Source organism: Mycobacterium interjectum (assembly GCF_900078675.2).
Classification (GTDB): Bacteria; Actinomycetota; Actinomycetes; order Mycobacteriales; family Mycobacteriaceae; genus Mycobacterium; species Mycobacterium interjectum.
Genome location: NZ_LT546237.1, coordinates 3,366,011 through 3,385,544, shown reverse-complemented (window position 1 = coordinate 3,385,544; position 19,534 = coordinate 3,366,011). Strand labels below are relative to the sequence as shown.

Below are 19,534 nucleotides of genomic sequence, written 5' to 3'. Positions count from 1 at the left end.
CTTGCGCGCATGCGAACTGCGGTGGTGCGCGTCAACGTTGATCCCGAAAGCGCGTTCACCGCCGCGCAGCTACGCGACGGCATGGCTGCGCTCCTCGAGCTCGCGGGTGAGGTGGGCGCCGGCGTGGTCCAGAACGACCTCGCGGCCATGCCCGCGGGCCGCCGCGAGGTCGAACTGCTGATTGCGGCCGAAGACGGCGACGCGGCCAGCAACACCGCAATTGAGTTGTGCACCAAAATATTCGGCACCGGACCGGTTCCGGGAGTGGTCACCTTCATCAGCCGGGGAACCGACGATGACGCGCACGGTGTGTTGTCCGGCTTCGGGCTCACCGGTGCGATCGAGCGGACCCCGGGCGACGACGGCTTCGATATCGTGTATGTGACGCTGCGCGAGAAGGACCTCGAACGCATCCCGGAAAGCCGGGTTCACACGGCTTTGGAGGCGTCGCTCAACTGCGAGGTTCACATTCGTACCGTGTAGAACCATTACGATCCCAGGAACTCGAGTATCGCGGGCGCCGCCTGCACCCACGTGTCAAACATGTTGAAGTGCTGCACCCGACCCGCCGCGCGGTCCTCGGACGCGCGCTCCCAGGCGTCCTCGGGCCACGGCGGGTCGATGAGCTTCGATCCCTTGATCAGGCAACTGACCTCGAGCGACGTCCGCTTCGGGTGATCCATGTCGTTCTCGCCGCCGCGAATGATCAAGGTGGGCACCTTTATCCGGTCGAACATCTCGTCCTCGACGCCCGGAATCGTCTGTCCCGGCTTGGACACGAAGGCGTTGAGCCAGCGCAGCATCACCTTGAGGAACTCATCCTTATCGAAGTCGAGGAAGCGCTGCTTGTTGTTCGGGTTCTCCTCGATGCGATCGCGCCACTCCTGCACCCTCACCACGCCATCCATCCCGGTGCCGCGCACGGCGAGAATGCTGGGGACGATGTAGAAGGAGCCCAGCACGAAGGTGCCGTAGATGCCACCGACGATGTTCCAGACCACGAGCTTGGTGACCATCTCGGGGTAGAGCATCGTGGTCAGCATGGAATCCCGTGCGCCGCCGGACCCGCCGGCAAGAATGCAGCGCTGGAAGCCCAGCCCGGTCACCAGCTTGTGCAGCGTCTCGGCCCGCATGTGCGACTCGCTCTGGCCGTAGAACTGCACATCGGAGGCGCCGCAATTGGGCCGGTCCCACAGCAACACCCGATAGCCGCCCGCGGCGAGCGCGTCGGCGAGCGGACGCAGGCCCTCGATCTCCTTGCTGAACCGGCCGCCCGGCGTCAGGACGATGAGATCGCCGGAGTCTCCGAGGATTTCGTAGACGACATTTCCCCCGTTGATCTCGATTGAAGGCACCCGATTCTCCTGTAGTTAGGCCTGCACCAGAACGTCGTTGCCGACGACGCGCACCGGATAGGTACGGATGCTCCATTCGGGCTTGACCGCGGTCGTACCGGTCGCCAGCTCGAAACCCCATTGGTGCCAGGGGCAATAGATGAACTCGAGGTCGCGCACCATGACCGTGTCGCCCGGAGCGGTCTCGTCGACGATCGTGCGCCCGCGGGCGCGTCCCGAACACAGCGGACCGCCTTGGTGGGGGCAATAATTCGCGATGGCATAAAAGCTGCCGTTGACGTTGTAGACGCCGACGCCGTGCCGTCCGATCGGCACGAGTTTGTGTGTGCCCGGCGGGATTTCGTTCACGGTGGCAACGACGTGCTCGCGGCCCTGGGCGAGACGCGGCTCGGGGCGCCGCGCGGTTGCCCCTTCCTTTTCAGACGTCAATTCAGAGCACCCGGGTCTGACCCTCGAGGACCGGAACGGTCTCGGGCAGGTGATAGGTCGCGATGCCGTTCTTGTACATCACCGCGTCGCGCGCGGCCTTAGGAAGGTGCTTGACCAACCAGCGCGGGTCATCGAACGTCCAGTGTGGGTAGTCCGAGGAGTACAGCAGGATCTTGTCGCACTCCATCCATTCCAGGGCGCGGGTCAGCTCGGTCTTGTCCTCGGGGTAATCCAGCGGCTGCGTGGTGAACTTGATGTGGTCCTTGACGTATTCCGACGGCTTGCGCTTGATGTCCACCCATGACTTGCGCGCTGCGTAGATCGCATCCATGCGCCACATCAGCGGCAGGATCCAGCTGAACGCGTGCTCGACGAACACGATCCGCAGCGTCGGGAACCGATCGAAGACGCCGTCGAAGATCAGGCTCATCACCTGGTTGGCGGCCAGCAGCGAGTAGGTCACCATGAAGTCGTGGTTGTAGCTGGGGAATCCCACCGGCGGGATCGGCAGCTCCTCGAAATGGCTGCGTGACAGGTGGCAGCTGACGGTGATGTCGTGCTTGGTCGCGGCGGCCCAGATCGGGTCGTACTTCGGGTGGCCCCAAGACGGACGTGGCTCGGCCTTGATCAGGATCTGCGCCATGTAGGGGTGCCCCGCCCAGCGCTCGATCTCGCGCGCGGACGCTTCGGGCTCCTCGATGGCGGCGCAAATCGAACCTCGCCACCGCTCGTGCCAGTTGTTGTGGCTGTCCAACCAGTGATTGGCCTGCCAGTCGTTCAGCGCGCAGGCCATCGCGTGCTGCGCTTCGGGCAGGCGAGCCGGGTAGGCGGCGGGTTCCAGGATCGCGATGTCGGAGCCCGCCTCCATGATCAGCTGTCGGAATGCCATGTCCGGGTCGCTGCACGGGAACTCACCGTTGGGTGGGAACGTGTCCACGCGCATCGCGTAGCTGTGCGCGTAATCCGGCGCGTCGTAGTAGATCTGCTCACCGATGTTGCGGGTGAGGAAGTACTTGCTGCGCCACGGTTCGGGGATGTACGGGACGAGCTCGCCGCGCTTGGGCGCCGGGTGGACATCCGAGTCGACGCACCGGACGGCTATGCGCTCGGCAGCGGGAAGCCGCTCCTGCGAATGGGTCAAGGTCATCTGAAACTCCTCGGTCTCACGCCGTACTTCTACTGTGCGCCCACCCCGGCGGGGATGTCTATGCCATACAGCCCTGCGGCGTTGCGCCAGCACAGCTTCTCGCGCTGCTCGGCCGATAATGCCGTGGGAAGTTTGGTGGCATCACCGCACTGCCAATGCGGATAGCTGGAGCCGAACATCACCATGTCGTCCTTGCCGGTGAAGCCGAACCATTCGCCGGCGAAATCCGTGTCCCCGGGGCCGTCGAGGCTGCCCTGAATGAAATAGACGTGACCGGGCAGGTAGTCGCTGGGGATCCGCGGCGCCCACGGCGTCTGCTCCAGGTGCGGCCGGCCGAAGGTGTCCATCCGCCAGATGAACGGCGTCACGAAGTCGCCCGCGCCGTCGCCCCAGACGAACCTGAGGCCGTCGAAGCGCTCGAAGACGCCCTCGGCGATCATGTTCATCAGGTGATAGACGTAGTTCAGCGCCATGAAGCTGACGTACTGCTCGTAGGTACGGGTGTTCCCGTTCGGCGTCGGCGCAAATGCGATGCCCGAGCCGACCTCGATGTGCGCGGCCACCGGCAGGCCCGCGTCGACCGCGGCTTCCCACAGCGGCCAGAACTGCGGTTTGCCGTAGAGCTCGCGCGATTGCAGCGGCACGCCGATCTGAACGACGCGCGGATGCCCCCGCCACTTCTCGATTTCCCGCAGCGCGCCGGCGATGTCGTCGGGATTCACCCGGATGGTGCCCCGGAACCGCTCGCCGAACTCGGTGGATTCCAGCCAGTCCGCCACCATCATCTCGTTGTGTGCGGCGTGCAGCGCGCTGCCCAGGTGCCGGTCCGGCATGATGCCGCGCGCCATCGGATGCAGGACCGCCACGTCGACGCCACGCTTCGAAAACAGTTCGTGGGCAACGAAATCCGGATCGGAACCGGGATACTGACCGTCCGGACCCTCGGTGTTCGGCGCGTACTCGCCGCCCGGAGCGCCGTACCAATCCATCTCGTAATCGGGGAAGCCGCGACTCTTGAACGGCTCGCGCAGCACCTTCCGCAGCGCCTTGTTGGACGGGAAGAAAATGTGCACGCTCGCGTCGATCAGCGGTGTGCGTGTCCCGTCAGAGTGTTCGATCATGGAAGCCATCCTTCGGCTCGGGTAGCCAAAGTGAGCCCAGGCGGGTCATATGATAGATAACCTAACATTCTCTTCAACGGTCGATCAATGGGTTTCCGGTAAGCGCTTCGTTTAATCGTCTTTCCTGCTAGCAGGGGATTTCGTGGTCCTGTTCGCAAGTATCGTTCTTGAAAGTGGATAATACCATTCTCGCGTCTCGGAGCGGGGCCGGAGGCCGGATCGACGGGCTAGCCGGCGTGCCCGGCGACGGTCACGCCGGCCGCCCTTTCCAGCGGCTTGATGACCGTCGTGAAGTCGGAGTCCGGGCCTTCGTCGCGTGCGGCGGCCTCCCAGAGCCGGCCGATCGTGGCGGCGATCTGTGCCGGCACACCCAGCGCGCGCGCCTCGTCGAGATAGAGCCGCACATCCTTGACCATGAGCCCGGTGGCAAACCCGTAATCGAAGGTCCGCGGGAGGATCGCCCGCGGGAACTTGTCGCGGCTGGCGCTCGTCCCGCCCGACCCGGCGTTGAGCACGTCGATCATCACCTCGGGGTCCAGACCGGCCTTGACACCCATCACGACGACCTCCGCCGTGGCGGCCAAAACGTTGGCCGCCAGCATGTTGTTGGCCAGCTTCATCGTCTGTGCCGAGCCGGGCTTGTCGCCGATGTAGAACGGCGTGCCGAGCGTTTCGAGTGCGGTTCGCACGGCGTCGAATTCGTCGCGGGGCCCGGACACCATCAGGGCGAGCGATCCGTTCCGGGCCCCGCCGACACCGCCACTGACCGGGCTGTCGATCGCCGCGATGTCACGTTGGGCCAGCAGACCATGGATCTGGGTCGCCGCATGGCTTCCGACGGTCGACAGGTCGACATAGCGCTTGACCTGCGAGCCCTCGATCACTCCGTCGGTACCGGTCGCCACCTCGAGCGACGCGGCCGGCGACGGGAGGCTGGCCATGACGGTTTCGGCGCGATCGGCGACGCCCTTCGCCGACACGGCGGCGCGCGCCCCGAGCGCCACGATCCGATCGAGCGCGTCGCTACGCGTGTCGAACGCGACGACGTCGTGGTTGTTCCGAACGAGGCGAACTGCCATGGGAAAACCCATGTTTCCCAAGCCGATGAACCCGATCTGCATCGCGGGCCCTAGCGCTCGTCCGCTTCGGCGAACGCCTCACCCGCGATGCGAAAGCTGTCGACGGCGGCGGGCACGCCGGCGTAGATCGCGACCTGAAGGAAAATCTCGCGGATTTCTTCGCGCGTGACGCCGTTGGTCAGCGCTGCCTTGACGTGAGTGCGCAATTCGTTGGGCCGGTTGAGGACCGAGATCATGGCCAGGTTGAGCATGCTGCGGGTCTTCAGGGCCAGCCCCTCGCGCCCCCACACCGCGCCCCAGCAGTATTCGGTCACGAGATCCTGCAGCGGCTTGGTGAAGTCGTTCGCGGTGGCCAGCGCCCGGTTGACATATTCGTCACCCAGCACCGCGGAGCGGATTTCCAGTCCTCGTTGGTAAGTCTCGCGATCCAATGGTCTCTCCTTTGACGGCTTCGGGCGCTCTGCTGATATGACCTTCGTATAGCAGCACGGAGCCGCAAGGGAGAAGACATGACCGGAGCAACCAGTGATGTCTGGGAGGTGATGTCGACCGCCCGGACGATCCGGCGGTTCACCGACGAGCCGGTCGACGACGCGACTCTGGGGCGCTGCCTCGAAGCGGCTCGCTGGGCCCCGTCGGGCGCCAACGCGCAGGGCTGGCGGTTCGTGGTGCTGCGGTCGCCCGAGCAGCGGGCCGCGGTGGCCGAGGCGGCGGCCCACGCCCTGGAGGTGATCGAGCCCGTCTACGGGATGAGCCGGCCCGCCGATGGCGACCACGGCCGCCGCGCCCGCACCTACCGCGCGACCTACGAATTGCACGATCGCGCGGGCGAGTTCACTTCCGTGTTGTTCGCCCAGCAGCACTACCCGACGGCGTCCGAGCTGCTGCTGGGCGGGTCGATCTTTCCCGCGATGCAGAACTTCCTGCTCGCGGCGCGCGCTCAGGGTCTGGGCGCGTGCCTCACCAGCTGGGCTTCCTACGGCGGCGAGCAGCTGTTGCGCGAAGCCATCGGCATCCCCCCGGGCTGGTTGGTCGCCGGCCACATCGTGGTCGGGTGGCCCAAGGGTGCGCATGGGCCGCTGCGCCGCCGCCCGCTTGCCGAGTTCGTCAACCTCGACCGCTGGGGCGAGCCGGCCGACGCGCTGGTGGCCGCGATCGAGCGCCGTCCGGTACCCGATAACCGGTTTTAGAGATTATCGCTTCCGTGTTGGAGAATGTTATTCTCGCGAAGGCGGTGACGACAGGAGGCGGCCCGGATGCTGTTGGAGTTCGATGCTGATCAGCGGCTGTGGCAGAAGACCGTTCGCGACGTCGTCGCCAAGCAGTGCCCGCCGTCGCTGGTGCGCAGCGTGGCGGAGGACGGCGTCGACCCGAGCCCGTTGTGGAAGTCGTATGTCGACCAGGGCTGGACCGAGCTGAACGATCCGGCCGGCGCCGTGGAATTGGCCATCGTGCTCGAGGAGTTGGGGCACGCCACCGACCCGACCCCCTTTCTGGCGACTATGAGCCAGTACGCCCCGTTGGCCGCGGATCGGTTCGATCCGCACGAGGCCGGCACCGCCGTCTACGGCGGGGTCTGTGCGCACCGGGACTCCGACGGCTGGGTGCTGGACGGCACGGCACGCCACGTCCTCGACGGCGACCGGGTCGACCGGCTGGCCGTCGTGACCGACGCCGGGGTGTTCGTCGTCGCGGCCAACCAGGTCTCGGCCCGCCGCTCGGCGGTGTTCGACCCGGTCCTTCACGTCGCCGACCTGTCGTTCGGTGAAGTCCGCGTGCCCGACAGCGCCCGGCTTACCGTCGACGCGGAGCGCGCGCGCCACGTCGCGTTGACGGGCATGGCGATCACGATGGTCGGGGCGTGCCAACGCATCCTCGACATGGTCCTCGACCACGTCCGCAACCGGCACCAGTTCGGTGTGCCGATCGGCTCCTTCCAGGCCGTCCAGCACAAGGCCGCCGACATGCACGTCGCGGTGGAGCGCGCCCGCGCGTTGGCTTACTTCGCCGCGCTGACGATCGCGGCCGACGATCCCCGGCGCCGGCTCACCGCCGCCATGGCCAAGGCGTCGGCGGGGGAGTGCCAGTCGCTCGTATTCCGGCATGGCTTACAGCTTTTCGGCGCGATGGGATTCACCTGGGAGAACAACCTGCAGTTCGCGCTCAAGCGCGCCAAGGCGGGCGAGCTCATGCTCGGCGGCGCCGCGGAACATCGGGCGCGAATCGCCGAGGAGTACCGTGCAGCTGACTTTTGATCCCGACGTCGAGGCGTTCCGGTCGGAGTTCGCGACGTTCCTCGACGAAAACCTGCCTGACGCAAGCGAAACGCAAGAGCGCCCCCGGTCGGTCTCCCACATGCCGCGGTGGGCGCGCGACTGGCAGCGCCTGCTGTTCGACAACGGCTGGCTGCTGCCGAGCCAGCCACCGGAATTCGGTGGTCGCAACGCGTCGGTCATTCAGCAGTTTGTCTACCTCGAGGAGCTCAGCCGCCGCCGGATCTACCACAGTTTCAACCCGCAGGGCGTGAACATCGTTGGGGCTTCGCTGTTGTCGTTCGGCAGCGACGAACAGAAGCGGCGCTGGGCGGTGCCGATCCTGAGGGCCGAAATCACCGCTTCCCTCGGGATGAGCGAACCCAGCGCGGGCTCGGACCTGGCGTCACTGCGCACCCGCGCGGTGCTGGATGGCGACCACTTCGTCGTGAACGGGCAGAAGGTGTGGACCTCCGGGGCACACGACGCCGACGTCTTGTTGACGTTCGTGCGGACCAATCCGGACGCGCCGAAGCACAAGGGAATCAGCGCGCTGATCATCCCCACCGACACCCCGGGGCTGGTGCGCCGGCCGTTCCCGTCGATCTGCGGTGCCGACGATCTCGATTTCAACGAGGTGTTCTTCACCGACGTACGGGTACCGGCGGAGAATCTGGTCGGTGAGCTCGACCAGGGCTGGCGGGTGGCCAACGGGTCGCTGGGGCACGAACGCACGATGATGTGGCTCGGTTTCGCCGATCGCCTGGACAACATGATCGATGACTTCCATCCCGGCACCGACGTCGAGCGCGACCAGTACGCCAGCACCATCATGGACAAGCAGGCGCTGCGCCTGCTGGGTTCGGTCGCCTTGGCCCGCGCCGCGCGCGGCGAAGACGACGTGGCAGCGATCTCGGTGCTCAAGCTGCTCGGGTCCGAGGCCGAGCTGCGTGGCATGGAGCTTGCGCTGACGTCGGCGGGCTCCGAGGGGCTCGTTCACCCGGGCTTGACCGGACCGTATGCGCATATGAACCTGGACCACTACTTCGCGAGCTGGTTCGAGCGTTACGCCCGAAGCTTTTCCGGGACGATCGCCGGCGGCACCTCGGAGATTCAGCGCAACATCATCGCGCAGCGCGTGCTCGGCCTACCGCGCGGCTGATTTTTCTTCCTTGAGGGTGCGGCCAGCCGCACACTCGTCGCCGAGTGCGCGGCCGGCTTCACACTCGGCGGGGGAAACGCGCTACCCCTGCCCGTGAGCCACCGCCTCCGTGTGGTGTGGGTGCGTGGGGGCAGACTCCGTGCCCGGCAATGCAATTCGCGACACGTCCGGGGTGCCCAGCCGGCCGGCCAGCCAGGGCAGCGCAGTGCTGAAGACCATCCCCGCGGTCGGCCAGTCGTGTTTGCCGGGGTGGGCGAGCACGGCGCAGTCGATGCCGTTCGCCCGGCCGAGCGCGCACAGCGAACCGGCGGCCGCGGCCTGGTTGCCCGGGTCGGCGGCGGCACCGCGCCCGGCGAGGGCCATGGCGGCGCTGTCGACCGTCGTGACTTCGGGGCTCGGTGTCGGCGAACCACCCGACGAGATCGCGAACCAACCGGACACTCCGGTGTAGCGGCCGTGGCGGTTGATCACCGTGGTCGGGTCGAACGCCGCCCACGCCTCGGCGTCGCCGCCGAACAGGCTCGCGATGGTTTGCGCCTTGGTTCCCGTGTTGGGGGTCAGGTCACCTTCGATGTCGACGAAGGCGCTGAACAGGGTCGGGTGCATGACGGTCAGGCCCACGGCGCAGGTCCCGCCCATCGACCAGCCCACGACGCCCCAATGGGCGGGATCGGGGCTGACCCCGAAATTCGACACCACATAGGGCACAACGTCTTTCGTCAGATGGTCGGCCGCGTTGCCACGGCTTCCGTTGACGCATTCGGTGTCATTGTCGAACGACCCGCCCGCATCCACGAACACCAGCACCGGCGCGCTGCCGCCATGTGCGGCCGCGAACGCGTCGACAGTGTCCACCGCGTTGCCGGCCCGCACCCAGTCGGCGGGCGAACTGAGCATGCCACCGATCATCATCACCGTCGGCAGCTGCGGCGGCGGGTAGCTCGCGAACCATGCCGGCGGCAGGTACACGAGTTCCTCCCGGTGCCTGAATTGCGAGGCGTCGGACGGGATCTGCACCGGCACCAGGCTGCCGCGCGCCGGCCTGGCTCCCTTTGCCGCCATCGAGACGACGGTGGCCTTGTCGGTCTGGCCGGGCAGCGGGCGGGAGGTGAGCTGGTCCCACGCGCTCTGCACCGTCTGGAAGTATCCGACCCATTGGTTGAGCACCAGCAGCGAGCACAGCAGACACAGCGGCACGGCCAGGATCGACAGTCCCCGCCGCCACCAACGCGCGCCGCGCCAGCCCAGGATCAGGACGGCCGCGGCCGCGCCGCCCCACCCGATCCAGATGTACAGCGCGCGCGGCGCCGGTTCGGTTGCTACACCGCCGATGTAGCAGTAAGCCCCGGTGGCCGCCAGGCCGCCCACGAGGGCGGCCAGCGGCAGCCACAACAGAAGCCAACGGCGCGATCGCCGCCCGACGGCAAGCGCCAGCGCGACTGCGGTGGCGACATCGACCGTCAGCGGCACCCAGCCGTGCATCAACGAGATGTGGTTACTCAGGAGCTGCATTGTGATTCCTCCTCCCGGCGGCTGGCGATCCGCGTGCTGAGAGAAGGGTCAAACGCCGGCCTCTACGAAGCCTCCAAGGATTCTTGGAGCCCGACGGGGGGCAGCGCTGCGCGAAGCCGCCGCGGGCCGCGGAAACGCCGAAATGTCGGGCGGCAGCGTGGGTACGCTTTCGTGTTGGCGAAGACTCGGGTCGGAGGTCAATATGTCGTATGTGATCGCAGCACCGGAGATGTTGGCGGCAGCGGCGGCAGACGTGGCGGGCGTCGGCTCGTCGCTCAGCGAGGCCAACGCCGCGGCCGCGGCCTCGATCACCAGGGTCGTCGCCGCCGGTGGGGACGAGGTGTCGGCGGCCCTCGCGTCGGTGTTTTCCAGTCACGGCACCGACTTTCAGGCGCTGAGCGCGCAGGCGGCGGCGTTTCATTCCCAGATGGTGCAGGTACTGAATGCGGGTGCCGGGGCCTACGCGAGCGCCGAGGCCGCCAATGCTGGGACTTTGCTGACCCTGGCGCAGGCTCTGCCCATTCCGAATGTGGCCGTCTCTGTCGGCGGGTTCAGCTTGCTCCAATTAGGCAGCGCGACCGCCAGCTCGGATCCCCTCACGTGGGGCATTGCGATGGCCTTCGGTGCCAATAGCGCCGCGAGGGCCACCGGTTTTTCTGACGCACTCGCCTTCGGCACCAGCAGCCTCGCCGAAGCCAGCAACTTCAACCTCGCCACCGCCACCGGCACCAACAGCGTGGCCGTCGCCAACCAGGGCATCCTCAACCAGGCCAGCGCCCTCGGTGCAAACAGCGCGGCGTATGCCCAGGGCGGCACCCTTCAAACCGCCAACGCCCTGGGCCCGTACACCAGCGCCTACGCCGTCAACGGCACACTTGACATCGCCCAGGCCATGGGCACTGGCGGCACCGCCATCGCCGGGGGTGGCATTTGGGACACCGCCATCGCCGGTGGCCCCGGCAGTACCGCCGTTGCCGGCGCCAGCGCCACCACTGCCAGCAATCTCGACTCCGCCGTCGCCATCGGCACCATGCTCGACGCGACCGCCACCGGCAGAAACGGATTGGTCAACATCGTTTTCCAACCATGACCGGCCGGCCGCCGCAGGCTTGACGGCGACGAATACTCACCGGGTCACCGGCCATCGCTAATCGATCACCGCGGCTTCTTTGCGCTCGGTGATCGGCCTGGCCAGTTCTTGCTCGTCGCAGACGCGTTGCAGTTTGTCGAGCGTCTCGTCGAGGCCCGCGCCGAGCCTGTTGCCGGGCGTGAAGGTGGCCGGCAGCTTACGCATGCCCTGGATGACGCCAATGGTCTCGTAGTGCACGGTGCCCTCGGGGTCACACCGGTAATCGGGCATCCGGTCAAGAACCGCCGTGAGCATGGACTTGAACACGGTGCGCGCCACATTCGATCCGGCGCATCGGTGCAGGCCGAGCCCAAAGCTGAAGTGCCGGTTGCCTTTGCGGTCGAGGACGATCTCGTCGGGATCGTGGAACACCGCGGGGTCGCGGTTGGCCATCGCCCATGAAATCCAGAGCCGCTCACCCTCTTTGAACTTGATACCGTCGAGCTCGACGTCATCGGAGAAGGTCCTGCCATCCCCGGGCGCCGGGGTGAAGTAGCGGAGAAACTCTTCGGTCGCGGGGTCGAGCAGCGTTTCGCGTTGCTTGCTGAGAAGTTCGCGTTGGTCGGGGTTCTCCGAAAGCCATTCCAGCGAATGGGCGGTCAGCGCCGTGGTGGTGTCGAAGCCGCCACCGATGATCAATCCGAGGTTTCCGATGATTTCCAGATCGGGCGCGGGCTCACCGTCGATCCGCATCTCGAGCAGGGCATTGACCAGGCCGGGCCGCGGATTGTTGCGGATCTCGATCATGTTGTTGATCAGGTCGATCCCCATCTGCCGGTGCATCTCGGTGACCCGTTGGATGTCCGGGGAGTGCTCCGGGGTGTACACCGCGGCATGCGTTGGCTCGCTGTACATCCGCCAGTTCCGCAGCGGGATGCCCATCATGGCCAGCGTCAGCACGGCCGGCACGATGTTCGCCAGGTCGTCGACGAAGTCGATGCGGCCTTCCTCGATCTTCTCGTCGAGGCAGGCGCGCGTCACGTCGTCGATGAACGGCTCCCAGCGCTTGACCGCGGCCGGCGACAGGTAGGGGTTGAGCACGGAGCGGTAGGTTTTGTGTTCGGGGTTGTCCATCTCCAGGATGCCGCCCCGGATACCGTTGATGCGGCTGGCCGTCGGGATCGAAATGCCCTTGTAGCCGCGGCGTTCGTTGTTGACGTCGTGATCGTTGGAGACCGCCGGGCAGCGGGCGAGCTCGAAGACCTCGTGGCTGCCGGCCGCCACCCAGTGCCCGCCGTAGGTGTCGCTCCAGGCCATCGGGCACCGGGCGTGCATTTCCTCGGTGATGTCCTTGAACTGCGCGCGGTACTCCGCGGAGTGCCGATCGAAGTGATACCGGTTCCGTTTACGGTCGCTGTCGCTGACTTTGTCATCAACGCTGTCGTCGACACTCAAGGCACTGTCTCCCTTTACGTTTCATCCGTGATGATGATCGCCTGCTCCGGACAGGAGTGGGCGGCCTCGCGCACCTGGTCCTGCTTGTCGGCCGGCACCACCTCGTCGATCGGCGACGAACTGCCGTCGATGTCGCTGAGCTGGAAGGAATCCGGAGCGATCATCGAGCAGAGGGTGTGGCCCTGGCATCGTTCCGGATCAACCCAGACCTTCACGGTGTCTCCTTCGAAATTCTCTTTGGCTGAAGTTGTCGCGTTTTCAATTGTCGTGGTCGTACCACTTGAGGTAGCCGCCGGCGTCGACGCGCAACTGCATGCCCGTCACATACCTGGCCTCCTCGGAGGCCAGCCACAAGACCGCGTTACTGATGTCCTCGGGTTCGACATAGGGGACTTTCATCGCCTGCTGCACGCCGAAAACCGGCTCGGCGTCCGCCCGCGTCGGGTGTTCCAGGTCCGGGCGGAACGAGCGGTACATCGGCTCGCTCTGCAGCATCGGGGTGTTGGTGTTGGTCGGATGGATGACGTTGGCACGGATCCCCAGCGGGGCGAGCTCGGTCGCCAGGTCATGGACGTAGTGCGACAGCGCCCGCTTGGAGTGGATGTAGGCCATGCCGCCCGGGTCGTTGCCCGGGTTGTCCTTCTTGGCGGTGTCCATCAGCGCGGCGGTGGAGCCGGTGGCGATGATCGAGGCGCCGGCACGCAAGTGTGGCAGCGCGACCTGGATGGCGTTGATGGTGCCGATCAGGTTGGTGTTGATGACGTCGCACCACGCCTGCAGCGGCGGCTCGCCCTTCATGCCGGCGACGCCGGCTTGCGCGACGACGATGTCGAGCCCGCCCAACTGCCCGATTCCGTCGTCCAGCGCGGCGCGCAGTTGCGCGGCATCGCGCACGTCGGCCTGGGCGATGACGGCGGCTTGCCCGGTTTTCTCGATGAGCCGCGCGGTTTCGTCGAGGTCTTCCGGCGCGGCCATGGGGTAACCGATGGTGTCGATGTCACGGCACAGGTCGACGGCGATGATGTCGGCGCCTTCCTCGGCCAGCCGCACGGCGTGACTGCGGCCCTGGCCGCGCGCCGCGCCGGTGACGAAGGCGACCTTGCCCTTGACGCGCCCTGGTGCGCCGTCTGCCACTGTCTCTCCTCTGGTGCCGGTGCTCAGGTGTTGCGGCCGCCGTTGACGCCCAATATCTGACCGGTGATGTAGCCGGCCTCCTCGGAAATCAGGAAGGCACACGCCGCCGCGATGTCTTCCGGCTTGCCCATCCGGCGCACCGGGGTCCGGGCGATGGTCTCCTCGATGTTGCCGAGGAACCCGTTTTGTTCGGCGGCGCGCAGCATCGGGGTGTCGATGAATCCCGGCGGCACGGCGTTGACGGTGATGCCGCTGGGCCCGTATTCGAGTGCCAGCGACTTGGTCAGGCCGTTGACCGCGGACTTGGCCGCCACGTAGTGGCTCATGTAGGGAGCGCCCGAATGCGTGCTCGACGACGAGATGTTGACGATCCGCCCCCATCCGGCCTCGACCATGTCGGGCAGCACCGCCTGAATCGTGTGGAAGACGCCGTTGAGGTTGACGTCGATGACGCGCCGCCAGTCCTCGAAGCTGATGTTGGCGAAGCGCTTGAAGCCATCGAGGCCCGCCGCGTTGACCAGAACGGTCACCGGCCCGAGTTGGGCGCGGATCGCGCCCAGCGCGGCATCCACCTGCGATCGATCGGTGACGTCGGCGGTAAAAGCGAAATCGGTTTCCGACGGTCTGAGGTCGATCGTGGCGACGTCAAGACCGTCGGCGCGCAGGCGTTGCGCGACCGCTTGACCGATGCCGGACCCGCCACCGGTGACAACGGCGGTCTTCACGTTCCCGACACCAAGCTTGCCTCGACTCCAAATGTGGCCGTCTCAGTCACAAAGAATCTCCCTCGCAATTATGAGAACCTTACTCTCGCCGCCGACAGCCGTGCAACATAGGTCCAAAACCGGGTACGGCCTGCGCCGAGAGGCCGGTTGCGGCAGCGCCTGAGCGAGAACGCCGCTGGTGAGCGGCCCTTGCCCATTCCTGAGAGTTTCTTGAATTATCGAGACCCGAATGTAAGATTCGCCGGAGACGAGAATCAAATTATCGTGACCGTCACCACATACATCGGACGCACAGGGAAGTAGGGATGCCAGTGCAGGACACGGCTGAGACCGCCTTGGGGACCACCTCAGTGACCATGGCGGGTGCCGCGCCCGAGTCACCGGCCGACCGCCGGCTGCTGATCGACGGCCGGCTCGTGACCACCGAGCAGACATTCCCCTCGATCAACCCCGCCACCGGTGCCGTCGTCGGGCACGCCCCGGACGCCGGCGCCGAGCAGGCGGAAGCGGCGATCGCGGCGGCCCGGCGTGCCTTCGACACCACCAGCTGGTCCACCGACGTCGCGCTGCGGACGCGCTGCCTCGACCAGTTGCACCGGGCGCTGGTCGCCCACGCCGAGGAGCTTCGCGAGTTGACCATCGCCGAGGTCGGCGCCACCCGGGCGCTCACCCAGGGTGCCCAGCTCGACGACCCGATCAAGATCGTGCGTTTCTATGCCGACCTCCTCCCCGCCTATCAGTTCTCAGAAGACCTCGGCGAGGTCGAGTCGCGGGGGATGCGCCATCACCGGTGGGTGGAGAAGGAAGCCGCCGGGGTGGTGGGCGCGATCATCGCCTACAACTATCCGAACCAGCTCGCGCTGGCCAAGCTGGCCCCGGCGCTCGCCGCCGGCTGCACGGTGGTGCTCAAGGGCGCGCCCGACACCCCGCTCATCACGCTGGCCCTCGGCGAGTTGATCGCCAACCACACCGACATCCCACCGGGCGTGGTGAACGTGCTCACTTCGTCGAACGCCGCCGTCGGGGTCGCGTTGACCACGAGCCGCGACGTCGACGTGGTCACCTTCACGGGGTCGACCGCGGTCGGCCGGCGGATCATGGCCGCCGCCAGCGAGACCGTCAAACGCGTCTTCCTGGAGTTGGGTGGCAAGTCGGCCGTGATCATGCTCGACGACGCCGACTTCTCCAACGCCGCCTTGTTCGCCGCCTTCAGCATGGTGACCCACGCGGGCCAGGGGTGTGCGCTGACGTCCCGGCTGCTGGTGCCCAAGTCGCACCACGACGAGATCGTGGAGCTGATCGCGCAGAACTTCGCCAAGGTGCGCCACGGGGACCCGGCCGATCCGAAGACGTTAATGGGGCCGCTGATCAACGAGGGCCAGCGCGACAAGGTCGACGGCATGGTGCAGCGGGCGGTCGCCGCGGGGGCAACTCTGGTCACCGGCGGCCAACGGTTGGATCCCGGCTACTTCTATGCGCCAACGTTGCTCACCAACGTCGATCCCGACAGCGAGATCGCCCAGGAGGAGGTCTTCGGGCCGGTGCTGGTCGTCATCGGATTCGACGATGACGACGACGCGGTGCGCATCGCCAACAACTCGATCTACGGGCTGGCCGGCGCGGTGTTCAGCCGCGACCAGGACCGGGCGCTGGCGGTCGCACGCCGGATCCGGGCCGGATCGTTTTCGGTCAACGGCGGCAACTACTTCGGGGCCGACAGCCCGTTCGGGGGCTTCAAGCAGTCCGGCATTGGCCGCGAGATGGGCGTCGCCGGGCTCGAGGAATTCCTGGAGCGAAAGACCATCGCTGTCCCCGCCGTTCCGGCCGCGGGGGCCCAGGCGTGAGGCCGCTGGAGGGCATCCGCGTCCTGGAAGTTGCCATGTACGGCTTCGTCCCGTCGGCGGGTGCGGTGCTGGCCGAATGGGGAGCCGACGTCGTCAAGGTCGAGCACGCCGTGACGGGTGACCCGCAGCGCGGACTGCGGCAGACCGGCATGTTGCGCGTCGAAGGCGACCCGAACCCCAACATCGAACACGCCAATCGGGGCAAGCGCAGCATCGGACTGGACATGTCGGTGCCCGAGGGCAGGGAGGTGCTCTACGAGCTGGCCCGCCGGTCCGATGTGTTCCTCACGAGCTTCCTTCCCGCTCATCGGAAGAAGTTCGGCATCGACGTCGATGACATTCGTACGGTCAACCCGAACATCGTCTACGCCCGCGGCAGCGCACTCGGGCCGCGCGGCGCCGAGTCGGAAAAGGGCGGCTACGACATGACCGCGTTCTGGTGCCGGGCCGGCACCGCCGCCACCATCACTCCCGCCGGGATGCCCGGCATGATCGCGCCGCCCGGACCGGCCTACGGCGACACCATCTCCGGCACCAACCTCGCCGGTGGCATCGCCGCGGCGTTGCTCAAGCGCGAACGCACGGGTCAACCGTCGGTCGTCGACGTGTCGCTGCTGGGCAGCGGCCTGTGGTCGATGGGACATACGGTCGCGTTGACAAAGCATCTGGGCCAGCGGATGGAGGCACCGCCGCCCGGCGTGCACGGCGCGCCGAACAATCCGTTGGTGGGGCTCTACACCACGTCCGACGGCCGCTACATCTCCTTCGTGATGATGCAGCCCACCAAGTTCTGGGCTGACGTGTGCCGGCATGTCGACCTGCCCGAGCTGGCCGACGATCCGCGCTTTGCCACCGTCGAGACGATCGCGGCCAATACCCCGGATGCGGTCGAGATCTTGACCAAGGTGATCGCAACCCGCACTCTTGCCGAGTGGAGCGAACGCTTTGCCACGCTGGCCGGTCCGTGGGCGCCAGTGCAGGACACCTTGCAGGCGGTCGACGACGCGCAAATCCGGGCGAACGAGTACCTGGTTCACGCAGGCGAACTCGACCTGGTCGCCAACCCGGTCCAGTTCGACGTCGCGGCGCCACACACCGGGCCGGCGCCCGGATTCGCCGAGCAGACCGACGAGATCCTGATGGAGATCGGGCTCGATTGGGACCGCATCATCGAACTCAAGACGGCAGGTGCAGTCACTTGAGTGCTATGCGACCGGAGCTTTGTCAAACGTTTGAGCCGAACGGCGCTTTTCACCCGATGGGCTGTCCGATAACGGTTTTAGATTTTTCATTCCACCGGGACGCGGCATGAGTCATAATCGCCGGACGCTTCAAGGCAAGGGGCCCCTCGTTTTGGAGCGCCAACTCACGCGACAGAACGGAGGTGTGGCGTGAGGATGGTAGCGGTTGCCGCGTCGGAGGCAGACGCCGGAATGTGGCTGGCCGCTAAGCATTTCGCCGTCGCCAGCCCGTATTCTTGGTCGCCGGTTCAGCCGAATTTACAGCACTCGACGACGAGGAACAAGACCATCCGTCTCAAAAAGTGGGAAGGGCTTCGGTTCGATGGCGATTAAGCGGGCCGGCCCGGAGCGATGGACCGGTGGCATTTCGCTCGGCCGGGGTTCCAAGCCGATGGAGGCTGTGGGTGGGTTGTTCGCGATGTCGGCGGACGCCATCAAGTTCGCGTTCCGCCGGCCGTGGCAGTGGCGTGAGTTTTTGGAGCAGTCGTGGTTCATCGCGCGCGTCGCGCTGGCGCCGACGTTGCTGGTGGCCATTCCGTTCACCGTCCTGGTCAGCTTCACGCTCAACATCTTGTTGCGCGAGCTGGGTGCCGCGGATTTGTCCGGGGCCGGTGCCGCTTTCGGGGCGGTGACCCAGGTCGGTCCTCTGGTGACGGTGTTGATCGTGGCGGGTGCGGGTTCCACGGCGATGTGCGCGGACCTGGGTTCGCGGACCATCCGCGAGGAGATCGACGCCATGGAGGTGCTGGGCATCAACCCGGTGCAGCGCCTGGTGACCCCGCGCATGCTGGCCGCGGGCCTGGTGGCGCTGCTGCTCAACAGCCTGGTGGTCATCATCGGCATCGTGGGCGGTTATGTCTTTTCGGTGTTCGTCCAAGACGTCAATCCGGGTGCTTTCGCCGCGGGGATCACGCTGTTGACCGGCGTGCCCGAGGTGGTCATTTCGTGCGTCAAGGCGGCGCTTTTCGGCCTGATCGCCGGGTTGGTCGCGTGCTACCGGGGGTTGACGGTGTCCGGCGGCGCCAAGGCCGTCGGCAACGCGGTCAACGAAACGGTGGTGTACGCGTTCATGTCGCTATTCGTCGTGAATGTGGTTGTCACCGCCATCGGCATCCGAATGTCGACCAAGGGCCACTGAGGAGGTGTAAGGACAGACCGTGATCACGCTACGCGCCACCTATCCGCGCCTGACGCGACAACTCGACAAGCCGGTGGCCACCCTGAGCCGAATCGGCGATCACACGCTGTTTTACGGCCAAGCGCTGGCCGGGGTCCCTTTCGCCGTCCGCCACTACCGGCGGGAAGTCATCCGGCTCATCGCCGAAATCAGCATGGGCGCGGGGACTTTGGCGATGATCGGCGGCACGCTGGTCATCGTCGGCTTCTTGACGCTGGCCGCCGGCGGCACCCTGGCGGTTCAGGGCTATAGCTCGCTGGGCAACATCGGCATCGAGGCGCTGACCGGGTTTTTGGCGGCCTTCATCAATGTTCGCATCGCGGCGCCGATCGTCGCGGGAATCGGCTTGGCGGCCACTTTCGGCGCGGGCGTGACCGCGCAGCTGGGTGCCATGCGAATCAACGAAGAGATCGACGCGCTGGAATCCATGGCCATCCGGCCGATTTCGTATCTGGTCAGCACCAGGATCGCGGCCGGGATGATCGCGATCACGCCGCTGTATTCCATCGCCGTCATCCTGTCGTTTTTCGCCAGCCAATTCACGACCGTGGTCTTGTTCGGCCAATCGAGCGGGCTGTATCAGCATTACTTTTCGACGTTCCTCAACCCGATCGACTTGTTGTGGTCGTTTTTGCAAGCCGTCCTGATGGCGATCACGATCTTGTTGATTCACACGTATTTCGGCTACTTTGCTTCGGGCGGACCGGCCGGTGTCGGCGTAGCGACCGGTAACGCGGTGCGAACCTCGTTGATCGTGGTCGTGTCGGTGACGCTGCTCGTCTCGCTGTCCATCTACGGCACCAACGGCAACTTCAACCTGTCGGGCTAGGGA

Annotated in this window: 20 protein-coding genes; 9 read left to right on the top strand and 11 right to left on the bottom strand. The window is 66.3% G+C overall.

Translation table 11 applies throughout. From position 1 onward, the window contains the following. Positions 1-9: 9 nt before the first annotated feature. A complete protein-coding gene (locus BN4348_RS50650) occupies positions 10-483 on the top strand; it encodes a hypothetical protein (protein ID WP_066915749.1) in 474 nt (157 codons plus the stop codon). A gap of 5 nt (positions 484-488) precedes the next feature. Here the strand turns inward: BN4348_RS50650 and BN4348_RS50645 are convergent, their stop codons facing one another. From BN4348_RS50645 to BN4348_RS50620, 6 genes are all read right to left on the bottom strand, one after another. Further along, positions 489-1,355, bottom strand: a complete 867-nt coding sequence (locus BN4348_RS50645; protein WP_066915747.1) for an alpha/beta fold hydrolase — start codon at positions 1,353-1,355, stop codon at positions 489-491. 15 nt (positions 1,356-1,370) lie between these two features. Beyond that, positions 1,371-1,784: a Rieske (2Fe-2S) protein gene (locus BN4348_RS50640; RefSeq protein ID WP_066915745.1), complete on the bottom strand. Its 414-nt coding sequence runs from the start codon at positions 1,782-1,784 to the stop codon at positions 1,371-1,373. 1 nt (position 1,785) lies between these two features. Continuing rightward, positions 1,786-2,931 carry an amidohydrolase family protein gene (locus tag BN4348_RS50635; RefSeq protein ID WP_066915741.1) on the bottom strand — a complete coding sequence of 382 codons (1,146 nt, stop codon included), beginning with the start codon at positions 2,929-2,931 and terminating at the stop codon, positions 1,786-1,788. Positions 2,932-2,960: 29 nt separating this feature from the next. Then, positions 2,961-4,052, bottom strand: a complete 1,092-nt coding sequence (locus tag BN4348_RS50630) for an amidohydrolase family protein (protein ID WP_066915738.1) — start codon at positions 4,050-4,052, stop codon at positions 2,961-2,963. Between the two features lie 227 nt (positions 4,053-4,279). Further along, positions 4,280-5,173, bottom strand: a complete 894-nt coding sequence (locus BN4348_RS50625; RefSeq protein ID WP_066915736.1) for an NAD(P)-dependent oxidoreductase — start codon at positions 5,171-5,173, stop codon at positions 4,280-4,282. Between the two features lie 8 nt (positions 5,174-5,181). Continuing rightward, positions 5,182-5,562: a carboxymuconolactone decarboxylase family protein gene (locus BN4348_RS50620; RefSeq protein ID WP_066915734.1), complete on the bottom strand. Its 381-nt coding sequence runs from the start codon at positions 5,560-5,562 to the stop codon at positions 5,182-5,184. A 78-nt stretch (positions 5,563-5,640) separates the two neighbouring features. Between BN4348_RS50620 and BN4348_RS50615 the strand changes: the two genes are divergently transcribed. The 3 genes from BN4348_RS50615 (at position 5,641) to BN4348_RS50605 (ending at position 8,545) form a co-directional block, all read left to right on the top strand. After that, positions 5,641-6,321 carry a nitroreductase family protein gene (locus BN4348_RS50615; protein ID WP_066915732.1) on the top strand — a complete coding sequence of 227 codons (681 nt, stop codon included), beginning with the start codon at positions 5,641-5,643 and terminating at the stop codon, positions 6,319-6,321. Between the two features lie 66 nt (positions 6,322-6,387). Next, positions 6,388-7,386 (top strand): acyl-CoA dehydrogenase family protein, encoded by a 999-nt coding sequence (locus BN4348_RS50610; protein WP_066915730.1) that lies wholly within the window; start codon positions 6,388-6,390, stop codon positions 7,384-7,386. Further along, positions 7,370-8,545 (top strand): acyl-CoA dehydrogenase family protein, encoded by a 1,176-nt coding sequence (locus BN4348_RS50605; protein WP_066915728.1) that lies wholly within the window; start codon positions 7,370-7,372, stop codon positions 8,543-8,545. The genes BN4348_RS50610 and BN4348_RS50605 overlap by 17 nt, the downstream gene beginning before the upstream one ends. Positions 8,546-8,626: 81 nt before the next feature. On the opposite strand, the gene BN4348_RS50600 is transcribed toward BN4348_RS50605, so the two are convergent. After that, the gene (locus tag BN4348_RS50600) at positions 8,627-10,057 is read right to left on the bottom strand and encodes an alpha/beta hydrolase (protein ID WP_066915726.1); all 1,431 of its coding nucleotides are present in this window, start codon (positions 10,055-10,057) and stop codon (positions 8,627-8,629) included. A gap of 142 nt (positions 10,058-10,199) precedes the next feature. Here BN4348_RS50600 and BN4348_RS62930 point away from each other — a divergent pair, with 142 nt between their 5' ends. After that, on the top strand, positions 10,200-11,147 hold the full coding sequence (locus BN4348_RS62930; protein WP_372514111.1) for a PE family protein: 948 nt from the start codon (positions 10,200-10,202) through the stop codon (positions 11,145-11,147). Positions 11,148-11,204: 57 nt separating this feature from the next. Here BN4348_RS62930 and BN4348_RS50590 read toward each other — a convergent pair whose 3' ends face one another. From BN4348_RS50590 to BN4348_RS50575, 4 genes are all read right to left on the bottom strand, one after another. Then, on the bottom strand, positions 11,205-12,461 hold the full coding sequence (locus tag BN4348_RS50590; RefSeq protein ID WP_372514115.1) for a cytochrome P450: 1,257 nt from the start codon (positions 12,459-12,461) through the stop codon (positions 11,205-11,207). Between the two features lie 134 nt (positions 12,462-12,595). Beyond that, the gene (locus BN4348_RS50585; protein ID WP_066915720.1) at positions 12,596-12,796 is read right to left on the bottom strand and encodes a ferredoxin; all 201 of its coding nucleotides are present in this window, start codon (positions 12,794-12,796) and stop codon (positions 12,596-12,598) included. 43 nt (positions 12,797-12,839) lie between these two features. Then, positions 12,840-13,715 carry a mycofactocin-coupled SDR family oxidoreductase gene (locus BN4348_RS50580; protein ID WP_066915718.1) on the bottom strand — a complete coding sequence of 292 codons (876 nt, stop codon included), beginning with the start codon at positions 13,713-13,715 and terminating at the stop codon, positions 12,840-12,842. A gap of 23 nt (positions 13,716-13,738) precedes the next feature. Beyond that, the gene (locus tag BN4348_RS50575; protein WP_066915716.1) at positions 13,739-14,440 is read right to left on the bottom strand and encodes an SDR family NAD(P)-dependent oxidoreductase; all 702 of its coding nucleotides are present in this window, start codon (positions 14,438-14,440) and stop codon (positions 13,739-13,741) included. Positions 14,441-14,745: 305 nt separating this feature from the next. On the opposite strand from BN4348_RS50575, the gene BN4348_RS50570 reads away from it, so the two are divergent. From BN4348_RS50570 to BN4348_RS50555, 4 genes are all read left to right on the top strand, one after another. Then, positions 14,746-16,284 (top strand): aldehyde dehydrogenase family protein, encoded by a 1,539-nt coding sequence (locus BN4348_RS50570; RefSeq protein WP_066915714.1) that lies wholly within the window; start codon positions 14,746-14,748, stop codon positions 16,282-16,284. Next, the gene (locus BN4348_RS50565) at positions 16,281-17,486 is read left to right on the top strand and encodes a CaiB/BaiF CoA transferase family protein (protein ID WP_066915712.1); all 1,206 of its coding nucleotides are present in this window, start codon (positions 16,281-16,283) and stop codon (positions 17,484-17,486) included. Before BN4348_RS50570 ends, BN4348_RS50565 begins: the two co-directional genes overlap by 4 nt. Before the next feature lie 361 nt (positions 17,487-17,847). Beyond that, a complete protein-coding gene (locus tag BN4348_RS50560) occupies positions 17,848-18,663 on the top strand; it encodes an MlaE family ABC transporter permease (RefSeq protein WP_066915710.1) in 816 nt (271 codons plus the stop codon). Positions 18,664-18,685: 22 nt separating this feature from the next. Continuing rightward, on the top strand, positions 18,686-19,531 hold the full coding sequence (locus tag BN4348_RS50555) for an MlaE family ABC transporter permease (RefSeq protein WP_066916066.1): 846 nt from the start codon (positions 18,686-18,688) through the stop codon (positions 19,529-19,531). Positions 19,532-19,534 lie beyond the last annotated feature (3 nt).

Excerpts from the sequence above, each read along its gene's own strand:
- BN4348_RS50600 (WP_066915726.1), bottom strand. The coding sequence starts at position 10,057 with ATGCAGCTCCTGAGTAACCACATCTCGTTGATGCACGGCTGGGTGCCG.
- BN4348_RS62930 (WP_372514111.1), top strand. The coding sequence starts at position 10,200 with ATGTCGGGCGGCAGCGTGGGTACGCTTTCGTGTTGGCGAAGACTCGGG.
- BN4348_RS50560 (WP_066915710.1), top strand. The coding sequence starts at position 17,848 with ATGGCGATTAAGCGGGCCGGCCCGGAGCGATGGACCGGTGGCATTTCG.
- BN4348_RS50650 (WP_066915749.1), top strand. The coding sequence starts at position 10 with ATGCGAACTGCGGTGGTGCGCGTCAACGTTGATCCCGAAAGCGCGTTC.
- BN4348_RS50630 (WP_066915738.1), bottom strand. The coding sequence starts at position 4,052 with ATGATCGAACACTCTGACGGGACACGCACACCGCTGATCGACGCGAGC.
- BN4348_RS50590 (WP_372514115.1), bottom strand. The coding sequence starts at position 12,461 with ATGCACGCCCGGTGCCCGATGGCCTGGAGCGACACCTACGGCGGGCAC.
- BN4348_RS50635 (WP_066915741.1), bottom strand. The coding sequence starts at position 2,931 with ATGACCTTGACCCATTCGCAGGAGCGGCTTCCCGCTGCCGAGCGCATA.
- BN4348_RS50570 (WP_066915714.1), top strand. The coding sequence starts at position 14,746 with ATGCCAGTGCAGGACACGGCTGAGACCGCCTTGGGGACCACCTCAGTG.
- BN4348_RS50610 (WP_066915730.1), top strand. The coding sequence starts at position 6,388 with ATGCTGTTGGAGTTCGATGCTGATCAGCGGCTGTGGCAGAAGACCGTT.
- BN4348_RS50615 (WP_066915732.1), top strand. The coding sequence starts at position 5,641 with ATGACCGGAGCAACCAGTGATGTCTGGGAGGTGATGTCGACCGCCCGG.
- BN4348_RS50625 (WP_066915736.1), bottom strand. The coding sequence starts at position 5,173 with ATGCAGATCGGGTTCATCGGCTTGGGAAACATGGGTTTTCCCATGGCA.